The sequence below is a fragment of the Thioalkalivibrio sp. genome (assembly GCF_041685615.1).
In the GTDB taxonomy this organism is placed as follows: domain Bacteria; phylum Pseudomonadota; class Gammaproteobacteria; order Ectothiorhodospirales; family Ectothiorhodospiraceae; genus Thioalkalivibrio.
Genome location: NZ_JAWLFK010000033.1, coordinates 16346 through 28014 on the forward strand (window position 1 = coordinate 16346; position 11669 = coordinate 28014).

Annotated in this window: 11 protein-coding genes; 7 read left to right on the plus strand and 4 right to left on the minus strand. The window is 67.8% G+C overall.

The window, feature by feature from the left end:
• Both ACESLR_RS08040 and ccoS read left to right on the plus strand, forming a co-directional pair.
• Positions 1–1212: heavy metal translocating P-type ATPase (locus tag ACESLR_RS08040; protein WP_373066993.1), on the plus strand; the 1212-nt coding region annotated here is incomplete at its 5' end.
• 30 nt (positions 1213–1242) lie between these two features.
• Positions 1243–1467 carry a cbb3-type cytochrome oxidase assembly protein CcoS gene (ccoS, locus tag ACESLR_RS08045; protein ID WP_373025378.1) on the plus strand — a complete coding sequence of 75 codons (225 nt, stop codon included), beginning with the start codon at positions 1243–1245 and terminating at the stop codon, positions 1465–1467.
• A 302-nt stretch (positions 1468–1769) separates the two neighbouring features.
• Here ccoS and rpoH read toward each other — a convergent pair whose 3' ends face one another.
• The 4 genes from rpoH to ftsY form a co-directional block, all read right to left on the minus strand.
• The gene (gene rpoH / locus ACESLR_RS08050) at positions 1770–2633 is read right to left on the minus strand and encodes an RNA polymerase sigma factor RpoH (RefSeq protein ID WP_373054485.1); all 864 of its coding nucleotides are present in this window, start codon (positions 2631–2633) and stop codon (positions 1770–1772) included.
• A gap of 100 nt (positions 2634–2733) precedes the next feature.
• A complete protein-coding gene (locus tag ACESLR_RS08055) occupies positions 2734–3663 on the minus strand; it encodes a cell division protein FtsX (protein WP_373025380.1) in 930 nt (309 codons plus the stop codon).
• Complete coding sequence (ftsE, locus tag ACESLR_RS08060) at positions 3660–4337, minus strand: cell division ATP-binding protein FtsE (RefSeq protein WP_373025381.1); 678 nt, start codon at positions 4335–4337, stop codon at positions 3660–3662. The genes ACESLR_RS08055 and ftsE overlap by 4 nt, the downstream gene beginning before the upstream one ends.
• Positions 4338–4347: 10 nt before the next feature.
• Positions 4348–5355, minus strand: coding sequence for a signal recognition particle-docking protein FtsY (gene ftsY, locus ACESLR_RS08065; RefSeq protein WP_373025388.1), 1008 nt, complete (start codon positions 5353–5355; stop codon positions 4348–4350).
• Between the two features lie 55 nt (positions 5356–5410).
• On the opposite strand from ftsY, the gene ACESLR_RS08070 reads away from it, so the two are divergent.
• From ACESLR_RS08070 to ACESLR_RS08090, 5 genes are all read left to right on the plus strand, one after another.
• Positions 5411–6823, plus strand: a complete 1413-nt coding sequence (locus tag ACESLR_RS08070) for a M16 family metallopeptidase (protein ID WP_373025382.1) — start codon at positions 5411–5413, stop codon at positions 6821–6823.
• A 14-nt stretch (positions 6824–6837) separates the two neighbouring features.
• Positions 6838–8142, plus strand: a complete 1305-nt coding sequence (locus tag ACESLR_RS08075; RefSeq protein WP_373025383.1) for a M16 family metallopeptidase — start codon at positions 6838–6840, stop codon at positions 8140–8142.
• On the plus strand, positions 8129–8740 hold the full coding sequence (gene rsmD / locus ACESLR_RS08080; protein ID WP_373025384.1) for a 16S rRNA (guanine(966)-N(2))-methyltransferase RsmD: 612 nt from the start codon (positions 8129–8131) through the stop codon (positions 8738–8740). The genes ACESLR_RS08075 and rsmD overlap by 14 nt, the downstream gene beginning before the upstream one ends.
• A gap of 177 nt (positions 8741–8917) precedes the next feature.
• Entirely contained in the window at positions 8918–10540 is a 1623-nt protein-coding gene (locus ACESLR_RS08085; RefSeq protein WP_373025385.1) for a BCCT family transporter, read from the plus strand.
• Positions 10541–10549: 9 nt separating this feature from the next.
• Positions 10550–11431, plus strand: a complete 882-nt coding sequence (locus tag ACESLR_RS08090; RefSeq protein ID WP_373025386.1) for an NAD(P)-dependent oxidoreductase — start codon at positions 10550–10552, stop codon at positions 11429–11431.
• Positions 11432–11669 lie beyond the last annotated feature (238 nt).

Sequence of the window (11669 nt, forward strand, 5' to 3'; positions counted from 1 at the left end):
TGGTTCGTGGGCGCCGTCCTGATCCTGACCGCGCTGGCCGGCCTCGTCTGGTACGCCTGGATCGATCCCGCGCGCGCGTTGTGGGTCATGGTCGCGATGCTGGTGGCCACCTGCCCCTGCGCCCTGGCGCTCGCCACGCCGGTGGCACTGACCGCCACCACCGGCGCCTTGTCGCGTCTCGGCCTGCTGGTGACTCGTGGAAGCGCCTTGGAGACACTGCCGCGCGTCGACCTGGTGTGCCTCGACAAGACGGGAACGCTGACGGTCGGCATGCCGCGCCTGGTTGCCCGTACGGACCTGCAGTCCGCACCGGCGGGCAGCGACTGGCTGCACTGGGCGGCTGCCCTGGAGGCCCACTCCGAGCACCCCCTGGCGCGGGCTCTGGTCGAGCCGGCCGGGGTCCCGGCGTTGACCGCCAGTGAAATCCGCAACATCCCCGGCCAGGGCGTCCAGGGGTGCATCGGTACGCATCGTGTCGCGATCGGCGGGGCTTCCATGCTTCCGCCAGGCGGGGCACCGACCCCGCAGCCTCCCGCCGATCATCCCGTCGCCACACCCGTCTGGCTGATCGTCGACGACCAGCCGGTTGCACTGTTCTGGCTGGCCGATACCCCGCGTCCAGAGGCGCGGGATGTCATCCAGGACCTGCGGGCGCGCGGCCTGGAGGTGGTCCTGCTGACCGGCGACCGGCCCGAGGCCGCGCGGGCGTTCGCCGCGCAAATGGACATCTCGACCGCCGAGGGCGGTCTCAGTCCGGAGGACAAGTTGGCCTACGTGCGGGTCCGCCAGGCCGAGGGCCGGGTCGTTCTGATGGCCGGAGAGGGCATCAACGATGCCCCAGTGCTCGCCGGCGCCGACGTCTCGCTGGCCATGGGCGGCGGCACACAGCTGGCCCAGACGCAGGCGGACCTGGTCCTGCTGTCGGAGCGGCTGGAGCATTTGCCGCAGGCGCTGGACCAGGCACGCCACACCCGGCGCGTGATCCGTCAGAACATCGCCTGGGCGATCGGCTACAACGCGGTGGCGCTACCGGTGGCGGCGGCCGGGCTGCTGACCCCCTGGCTGGCCGCGCTCGGGATGTCGCTCAGCTCGTTGCTGGTCGTCGGCAATGCCCTGCGGCTGCGCCCCGCGAGGGCGGTCGAGGACCGGACGTCCGAATCCCGGTCCGAGGCACCCGCGCGCGGCCGGCCATCGGGCGCGCCCCCGGTTTAAGCCCGCCCCGGGGCTGGGTACACTGAGAACATGACGATCCTGTACCTGCTGATTCCGCTGGCGATGCTGTTTGCCCTGGTGGTGGGACTGGTGCTCTTCTGGGCCATCCGCTCGGGACAGTACGATGACCTCCAGGGCCCGGCCCATCGCATCCTGATGGATGACGACGACCCGCGCATCCCCACGGGTTCGGATGACGATCCGCCGGGCCGGGACGATAATGCCCCGCGCGGGCGGGGCAATCCCGAGCGCTGATGGGGGTCGTACTTGCGCCGCACTGCGGCGGCGCTTACCCTTCGCTCGTTCTGGTTGAAAATTCCGAGGATTGCGAGATGCGCGACTGGTTTAGCTTTGAAAACTTTCCGCTGACCTTCACGGTCGCCCTGATCATCTGGTCCTGGATCAGCTTCTTCTCGGTGATCCTGTTCGGTTGATCGGCAGCACGACGGCCGGGTTCGCGGGGCGGGGCCCCGGTGCACCCGGTAACGAAAAGGCCCCGGATTACGCCGGGGCCTTTTTCGTTGGGGCGATTCCGTTTCCGGTGCCGGGCCCGGACGTCAGTCCCCGAAGGCCGCCCGGATGCGCTTGATCGCGTTGTTCTCGATCTGGCGAATGCGTTCGGCCGAGACGCCGTATTCCGCGGCCAGCTCATGCAGCGTGGCCTTCTGGTCCGCCATGTAGCGGCGCATCAGGATGGTGCGGGCGCGCTCGTCGAGTTCGCCCAGGGTCTGGCTCAGGCGTTCCTGATAGTGCCGGTCCCAGTCCTCGTCCTCGGTTACGTGCGCCGGATCGTCGCTCAGGTCTTCCAGGCTCAGGCGCTCGGACGGGGCCTGGTAGCCCTCGTCGTCGGCTTCCGGACCCGGGTCGAAGCTCGCGTCCTGGCTCGACAGGCGGCGTTCCATCTCCCAGACGTCCTTCTCCGAGACACCCAGGTCCTGCGCGACGGCGGAGACCTCGGCGTTCGACAGCCAGCCCAGGCGCTGCTTGGCGCTGCGCAGGTTGAAGAACAGCTTGCGCTGAGCCTTGGTTGTGGCGACCTTCACGATGCGCCAGTTGCGCAGGATGAACTCGTGGATCTCGGCGCGGATCCAGTGCACCGCGAATGACACCAGGCGCACACCCTGGGCCGGGTCGAAGCGGCGCACCGCCTTCATCAGACCCACGTTGCCCTCCTGGATCAGGTCGCCCAGCGGCAGGCCGTAGCCTTGGTAGCCGCGTGCGATGTGGATCACGAAGCGCAGGTTGTGCAGGATCAACTGGCGCGCGGCATCCAGGTCCTGGTGCTCGTGCAGCGCCACGGCCAGTTCGCGTTCCTGTTCGGCGTCCAGTACCTCGATGCGGCCAACGGCCTGCATGTAGTGATCGAGGTCGCCCACCGGTACGGGCATGTCGATGCGCGGGGTGGTCAGGGCTTGGGTCATGCGTGGTGTTTCCTCCGGATTCATCACTCTAGGTTAGCAGTCTGTGGATAAGAGTGCTAAACCCTGCAAAAGTTCCGGCCGTTCCCCCTGAAATGCAAGCCTACGGGGCATCCCGCAGGGCGTGGCCACTGCCCAGCCGCGCCCCCAGCCAGCCAAGGAGCAGCCCGGTCAGCAACAGGGTCAGGAGGTGGTCAGCCCCGGGGAAGGCGAGCGCGAATTCGAGGTCGAAGGCCGCGGCGGCCTGTTCCAGGGGTGCCCGGCTCAGCCCGATCCCGATCAGCAGCAGGATGCCGGCGAAGACCCCGCCGCCAAGGCCGGTGATCAGGCCCCCGTAGAGGGAAGGCCGGCGCAGAAAGCGGTGAGTGGCGCCGCTGATGCGCGAGATCGCGATCTCCTCCCGGCGCTCGCGCAGTTCCGAGGCGGTTGCCAGGGCGAGGATCAGCAGTGCCCCCAGGCCCAGCAGCGCGCCGACGACCGCGAGGATGCGCAGCCCCAGCTGATGCAGGCTGTTCAGCTGACGGACCCACTCGTCGTCGCTGACCACCGTCGCCCCTGAGGCGGTCGCCGCGAGGGCCTCGCGCAGCGCTGCCACCGTCTCCGGGTCGGCCGTGACGGGCACCACGTCGACCACGTCCGGCAGCGGGTTCTCGTCCAGCCAGTCCAGCAGGCCCGGATCGCTCATTCCCTCGCGGTAGTTGGCCAGGGCGTCGTCCGCATCGATCCAGGTCCAGCGTTCCACCCGCGCATCGGTCTCCAGGTGACGCTCCAGTTCCGCGACCGTGTCGGCCTCCACACCGTCGAGGTAGAGGGCGATGCGCGGGTCGTGGTCGACATGGGCGGACAATGCCCGGGCGTTGTCCAGCAGGACCCACAGGTAGGCCGGAAGGGCGAGGATAAAGCCCAGCACGGCGATGCTGATCAGGCTCAGCACCGGGGCCTGCAGGCGCCGCTGGAGGCTGCGCCGACCGGCATCCCGGTGGGCCTCCAGCCAGGCCGGCACGACATCCAGCAGGCGGCGCGCGGGCTTCATGCGGTGCCCTCGCCGGCCACCCGCGCCTCGACGCGCCCGTTCTCCAGGTGCAGGACCGGTTTGCCCATCCGCTCGACCAGCCCGAGGTCATGGCTGGCGATCAGGGCGGTCATGCCGACCCGGTTGAAGTCGTCGAACAGCTGCAGGATCTCGCGCGACAGCGCCGGGTCGAGGTTCCCGGTGGGCTCGTCCGCCAGCAGCAGCACCGGGCGGTGGACGATGGCGCGGGCAATCCCGACACGCTGTTGCTCCCCCGCGGACAGGGTGCGCGGGTTGACCGTCTCCTTGTGCAGCAGGCCGACCTTGTCCAGCGCGGCGCGCACGCGCTTGCGCATCTCCGGGCGGCGGTAGGCGAGGATCTCCAGCGGCAGGGCGACGTTGTCGAACACCGGGCGGTCGAACAGCAGGCGGTGATCCTGGAACACCAGCCCGATGCTGCGGCGGAACCCGGGGATGGCACGGTTGGAAAGCCGGTCGAGGTCGTGGCCGTTGACCCGGATGCGCCCGCGGGTGGGGCGTTCCAGCCCGGCAATCAGGCGCAGCAGCGTGCTCTTGCCGGCCCCCGAGGGGCCGGTGATGAAGGCCATCGCCCCCGGGTCCACGCGCAGGCTGACGTTGCTGAGCGCCTCTGCCGCGCTGCCGAACCGCTTGGTGACGCGTTGCAGATAAATCATCCCGGGCGCGTCAGTCGTTGTCGCGGCCGAGCAGGGCGCGGACGAAGGCGCGGGCATCGAATACCTGCAGGTCCTCGGCCTTTTCCCCGACCCCGATGAACCGCACCGGGACACCCAGCTGTTCGGCCAGTGCGAACAGCACGCCGCCCTTGGCCGTGCCATCCAGCTTGGTGACCACGATCCCGGTCAGGCCCAGGGCCTCGTGGAACTGGCGCGCCTGGTTCAGGGCGTTCTGCCCCGTGCCCCCGTCCACCACCAGCAGGACCTCGTCCGGGGCGTGTTCGTCCAGCCGGCCCATCACGCGCTTCACCTTGCGCACCTCGTCCATCAGGTTGGTCTGGGTGTGCAGGCGCCCGGCGGTGTCGGCGATCATCACCTCGATGCCGCGCGCCTGTGCCGCCTGCAGGCCGTCGTACACCACCGACGCGGAATCGGCCCCGGTCCCCTGGGCGATCACCGGGGCGCCGTTGCGCTCGCCCCAGGTCTGCAGCTGCTCCACGGCCGCTGCGCGGAAGGTGTCGCCGGCCGCCAGCAGAACCGAACGGCCATCCGCCTGCAGGTGATGCGCGAGCTTGCCGATGGTGGTGGTCTTGCCGGCGCCGTTGATGCCGACGACGAGGATGGAGACTGGGCGTTCGGCGTCCGGGATCTCCAGGGGGCGCGAGACCGGCTCGAGGATCTCGATCATGGCCGCCTCCAGGGCGCCCATCAGGGCCTCGGCATCGTCCAGTTGTCCGCGTTTTACCTCGCGGGTGATACGATCCATGATCTGCTGGGTCGCATCCAGGCCCACGTCCGCGAGGAGCAGGCGTTCCTCGAGTTCCTCGAACAGTTCATCGTCGATCTTGCGCCGGAACAGCGAACCCAGGTCCCCGCCGAGGGCCTCTCCGGTCTTGGCCAGGCCCTTGCGCAGGCGCTGGAACCAGCCCGTGCGAGCGGGCTTCTCCGGCTCGTGGCCGGCGGGCTCCGGGGCGGGGCTGGCGGGGTCTTCGGAATTCTTCTTGCGGAAACCGAACATGTTTAATGTGGTCAAGTAGAGAGTTCGCCAATGCTAGCACGAGGATTTATGAATCATGCGCGGTAAAACCCTGGTAACAGTGCTCGTCACGGCGCTTGCGTTTGCCTGGCCCGTCGTGGCCCCGGCCTCGGCGCCGGAGATCGAATCGGACGTGGTCGAGGCCACGCTCGACAACGGGCTGACGGTACTGGTGCTGGAGGACCAACGTGCCCCGGTGGTGGCCAATATGGTGTGGTACCGAGTCGGTTCCGCCGACGAGCACAGTGGCATCACCGGCATCTCGCACCTGCTGGAGCACATGATGTTTCGCGGGAGCGAGGAGTACGAGCCGGGCGAATTCTCGCGCATCGTCTCGCGCCTGGGCGGGCGCGAGAACGCTTTTACCGGGCGCGACTACACCGGCTATTTCCAGGTGATCGGGCGCGATCACTGGGAGACGGTGATGGCGATGGAGGCGGAGCGCATGCAGCACCTCAAGCTGCAGGAAGACGAATTCCGGCCGGAGATGAACGTGGTGAAGGAGGAACGCCGCCTGCGGGTCGAGGACCAGCCGAACTCACTGCTACGCGAACAGCTGATGGCCACGGCCTTCTTCAACCATCCCTATGGCAATCCGGTGATCGGCTGGATGAGCGACATCGAGGCCTACACGCTGGAAGACAACCAGGCTTGGTATGACCGCTACTATCGTCCGGACAACGCGGTGGTCGTGGTGGTCGGCGACGTGGACGCCGAGCGGGTGATCGACGCGGCCCGCGAGCACTTTGGCGACATCCCGGCCGGGGATCACTCGGAGGCGAAGCCGCGTACCGAGACCCCGCAGAAGGGCGAGCGCCATATTACCGTCGAGGCGCCCGCCGAGCTGCCCTACCTGATGATGGGCTGGAAAACGCCCGTGCTGAACACCGTGGACGATCCCGTGGATGCCTACGCCCTGATGGTGGCGTCCGGGATTCTGGACTCCGGCGAGGCCTCGCGCTTCGCCCGCGAGATCGTGCGCGGCGACGAACTGGCCGGTTCGACCTCGGCCCGCTACAGCCCGTTCAGCCGACTGGATGACCTGTTCCTGATTGCCGCCGTGCCTACGCGAGATACCGAGGTGGAGACCCTGGAGGCCGCCCTGCTGGAACAGGTGCAGCGCCTGCAGGAGGAGCCGGTCAGCGACAGCGAGCTTGAGCGGGTGCAGGCGCAGGTCATCGCCTCCGAGGTCTACCAGCGCGATTCGGTGCGTTCGCAGGCCTTCCAGTTGGGCATGCTGGAGACCATCGGGGTCGGCTGGCAGGAGGGCGACCGCTTCGTCGAGCGCGTGCGGGCGGTCACCGCCGAGGACGTGCAGCGTGTGGCCCGCGAATACCTGGTACCGCAGCGGCGAACGGTCGGCATCCTCGACCCGCAGCCTCTCGATGGCGAGGACCCGCCCGGTCCAGAGGCGGTGCAACCCCATGGCGATACCGCCGGGGGCATGTGATGACGGGAGGCAAGATGATGCGGGCAGGATGGCTGACGGCCCTGGTGTGGCTGCTGGCGCTGGCGCTGCCGGCCCAGGCGGTCGAGATCGAGGAATGGGAAACCAATGAGGGGTTGCGGGTGCTGTTTGTGGCGGCCCCGGATCTGCCAATGGTCGACCTGCGTCTGACCTTCGATGGCGGTGCCTCGCGGGACGGCGACGAGAATGGTCTGGCCTCGCTCACCAGCTCGGCGCTGCGCCACGGCACCGCGGAGATGGATGCGGATGCGCTGGCCGAGCGCTTCGAGTCCGTGGGGGCGCAGTTCAGTACCGACTCGCTGCGCGACATGGCCATCGTCAGCCTGCGCAGCCTCACCGAACCGGACTGGTTGGACTCGGCGCTGGACACCCTGACCGACGTGCTGGCCGCGCCGGCCTTCCCCGGGTCCGATTTTGAACGTGCCCGGCGCCAAGCCCTGCAGGGGCTGCAGCGCGAACGCCAGGATCCGGGCAGCGTGGCCAGCCGGCGCTTCTACGAGCTGATGTACGGCGATCACCCCTACGCCAACTGGCCGGGTGGCGAGCGGGAGACCCTCGAGGCGCTGGAGCCGGGGGATGCCCGCGCGTTCTACGAGCGCTTCTATACCACCGGCAACGGTGCCCTGGCGATCACCGGCGGGCTGAGCCGCGAGGAGGCCGAGGCCATTGCCGCGCGTATCTCCGCGGCCCTGCCGCAGGGTCCGGCGGCGGAGCCACTACCCGCGGTCGAGCTGCCTGAAGAGCCGGTGGAGGAGCGCGTCGACTTTCCCTCCGAGCAGGCGCATATCTATATGGGGGCCCCGACCCTGCGGCGCGGGGACGAGGATCACTACGCCCTGACCCTGGCCAATCACGCCTTCGGGGGCGGAGGGTTTATCTCGCGCCTGTTCCGGGAGATCCGCAGTACACGCGGCCTGGCCTATTCGGTAAGCAGTCGCCTGCAGCCGATGGCGGTCGAGGGGCCCTTCCAGATCGGGATGCAGACCGGCGTGGATCAGGCGGGCGAGGCGGTCACGGCGCTACGCGAGGAGCTGACGCGCTGGCACGCCGACGGCATCGATGCCGACGAGTTGGACGCCTCGCGCGAGAACGTCGTCAACAGCTTCCCCCTGTCGCTGGCCTCGAACAGCGACATTGTGGGTGTGCTCGGCATGATGGCCTTCTACGACCTGCCGCTGGATTATCTGGACCGCTATGTCGAGCGCATGGAGGCCGTGGAGCTGGACGCGCTGAATGCGCGCCTGCGCGAGCGCATCGACCCGGATGCGATGGTCACGGTGATCGTGGGTGGGCAGGAGTAGGCGCACCCCCGCCGGGCGCCCGGCACGCATCCGCATCATTGGCGGGGCCTGGCGGCGCCGATGGCTGCCGGTTCCCGGAGTGGGCGGGCTTCGGCCCACTGCCGACGCCCTGCGCGAGACGCTGTTCAATTGGCTGCAGCCGCAGTTGCCGGGGGCGCGGGTGCTGGATCTGTTCGCCGGAACCGGGGCCCTGGGGCTGGAGGCGGCCTCGCGCGGGGCGGATACGGTGCTGCTGGTCGAGCGCGATGCGCGCGCCGCGGCGCAGCTCCAGGCGAACTGCGAGAGCCTGGGCGCCGGGCAGGTAACCGTGCGCCGGGACGACGCGCGGCGCATGCTGGGAGAGTCGCCGCCCGACGGGCTCGCCTTCGACCTTGTGCTGGTGGATCCGCCGTTCGGCAAGGGACATGTGCCGCCGGTGCTGGAGGCCCTGCTGGCGCGCGGCTGGCTGCACGCCGACAGCCAGGTGTATGTCGAGATCGAGGCCGAGGCGGATCTTGCCTTCATCGCCGCGGGCGGCTGGCAGGTCGAGCGCGAACGCCAGGGGGGGCAGGCCCGGGCCCTGCTGCTCGCCCAAGGGGTGCCCGATGCCCGGGCATGATCTCGTGCCGGGCGTGAAGCCCGTCGCGTTTTTGCAGTCGAAAGAGTCTTTCGCTACGGTGACAGTGTCCCACCTCACTGCGGCAACGCCCAATGGGCGCTACCCCGCGCGGTTTCCGGCCCCCCGGAATCGGGCCGCTCGGTCTTGCGCGTGCACAAGAATACAAGGTGAACCTGAATGGATGAGCAGTCCACCCCCGGTCTGACGCAGACCCGCCTCGCCGGCTTTGGCGTGATCTGCAGTCCGGTCTTCTATAGCTCGACGCTGGTGATTGCGGCTTTCGTGTTGTTCGGAGCGATCTTCCCGGATCGCGCCGAGATGATCTTCAACGAGTTGCAAAGCGGCATCGGCGAGTATCTCGGCTGGTACTACATGCTGGTCGTGACCGTATTCCTCGTGTTTTCCCTGTACCTGATGTTCAGCCGCTATGGCGGGGTGCGCCTGGGCGACCAGTTCGAGACCGCGCGCTTCAGCTACGCCGCGTGGTTCTCGATGCTGTTCTCTGCGGGCATGGGGATCGGGCTGCTGTTCTGGAGTATCGCCGAGCCGATGTACCACTACCTCAGCCCACCGCACGTCGAGGGCGAGACCAGCGCGGCGGCTGTCGAGGCGATGCGCTACACCTTCTTCCACTGGGGATTGCATGCCTGGGCGATCTACATTGTCGTTGGCCTGTCGCTGGCGTATTACGCCTATCGCCACAATCTCCCGCTGCTGATCCGTTCCTCCCTGTATCCCTTTATCGGAGACCGGATCTACGGTCCGTGGGGGCATCTTGTGGATGTGGTGGCATTGTTCGGCACCATGTTCGGGGTGGCGACGTCGCTGGGGCTCGGCGTCATGCAGATCAACTCGGGCCTGAATTTCGTGTTCGGGATTGAGGAATCCACCTACATGCAGATTGTCCTGGTCGCGATCATTACCCTGATCGCCGTCGTGTCGGTCGCGCTGGGCGTCGACAAGGGCATCAAGCGGCTCTCGAACTTCAATATCGGCCTCGCGGTAATCCTGATCGCGCTGCTGCTGGTCATAGGCCCGACCCTGTTCATCCTGCGCCTCCTGGTGGAAAGCACCGGTGTCTACGTTCAGTTTCTGCCCGAGATGAGCCTGTGGGCCGACACGATCGAGGATTCCGGCTGGGCGACCTCCTGGACCATCTTCTACTGGGGCTGGTGGATCTCCTGGGCCCCGTACGTCGGCATGTTCATCGCGCGGGTCTCGCGCGGGCGCACCATTCGCGAGTTCGTCGCCGGAGTGCTGCTGGCCCCCACCGCTGCGGCCTTCGTCTGGCTAGCCGTGTTTGGCGGTACCGCGATGAGCTACGAGCTGGACGGCGTGGCCGATCTGTCCGGTGCCGTGTCCGATAACATGTCCACCGCGCTGTTCGTGACACTCGAGGCCCTGCCGCTTTGGGACTGGCTGTCTCTGGGCGTGATGGCGGCGGCGACGGTGCTGATCGTCACCTTCTTCGTGACCTCCTCGGATTCCGGCTCGCTGGTCATCGACACCCTGGCCTCCGGTGACGTGCGCAACCCCACCGTCACCCAGCGTGTGTACTGGGCCCTCCTCGAGGGGGTTGTGGCATCCATTCTGCTGCTGGCGGGCGGTCTTGCCGCGTTGCAGGCGGCCGCGATCAGTATCGGGCTGCCCTTCTCGGTCATCATGCTGATCATGGTGTTCGGCCTGTGGCGAAGCCTGCATCAGACCGAGGCGGTCACCCCGAGCCGGTACCAGAAGGAGGCCCCGCCGCCGCATACCCTGCTGGGGTATACGGACGATCTGGACGACAAAATCAAGTAGGGGGTAATGATGGCTGCGTCCCGAGTGGCGCTGCTGGGATGCGGGCTCATGGGGCAACCCATGGGCCTGCGTCTTTTGCAGGCCGGATTTCCCGTGGTGGCTTACAACCGCACGGTCGCGCGCGCGAGCGATCTGGCGGCCGAGGGGGTGGCCGTTCACAGTGATCCTGCCGCAGCCGTCGCCGAGGCGGACGCGCTGGTGCTGATGCTCAGTGATGCCGCTGCCATCAATGCCGTGCTGGATGCCCTGCCGGCCGGCGCGCTGGAGGGTCGTTGCGTGATCCAGATGGCGACCATCCTGCCGGCCGAGAGCCGCGCTCTGGCGCAGCGGGTGCGTGCCGTGGGGGCCTGCTACCTGGAGGCGCCGGTGCTGGGTTCCATCCCCGAGGCCCGGGATGGCCGTCTGCTGATCATGGCGGGCGCCGACCGCGAGGCCGACTTTGCCCGGGCCCAGCCGGTACTGGCGGCTCTGGGCGAGACACCCCGGCATGTCGGTTCGGTCGGGCAGGGGGCGGCGCTGAAGCTGGCCTTCAACCAGCTGATCGCGAGTCTCACGGCGGCGTTTTCCCTCAGCCTGGGGCTGGTGCGGCGCGAGGGCGTGGAGGTGGACACCTTCATGGACATTCTGCGCGACAGTGCCCTGTATGCCCCGACCTTCGACAAGAAGCTCGGCAAGATGGTCTCCGGTGACTTCGGTACCGCCAACTTTCCGGTCAAACACCTGCTGAAGGATGTGCGCCTGACCGAGCGCGCGGTGGAGGATGCCGGACTGGTCGGGCCATGGCTGCCGCTGCTGGCCGATCTGCTGGACCGGGTGCGCGAGCAGGGCCTGGCCGACGCCGACTACTCCGCCATTTATGCGGCCATTGCCCCGGAAACCGCGGGTTCATGAGGTACATACGCTGGCCCTTATGCACAGCGGGTGCCGATGCCCTGGAAGGCCTGCTCGCCCGGGGTGTGACCTCCAGGGACGTAAACGGTCAACTTTGTAAGCTCCCGAAATCAATCGGTTGAAGCATATAACCGGGATATCCTGACGGGCGACTCTTGACGTTTCCGGCGTGGCCCGTTCCGGACGCGACAATTCGTCCACAAAGTTATCCACAGGTTGTTCGCGTGGGTAAAACCAT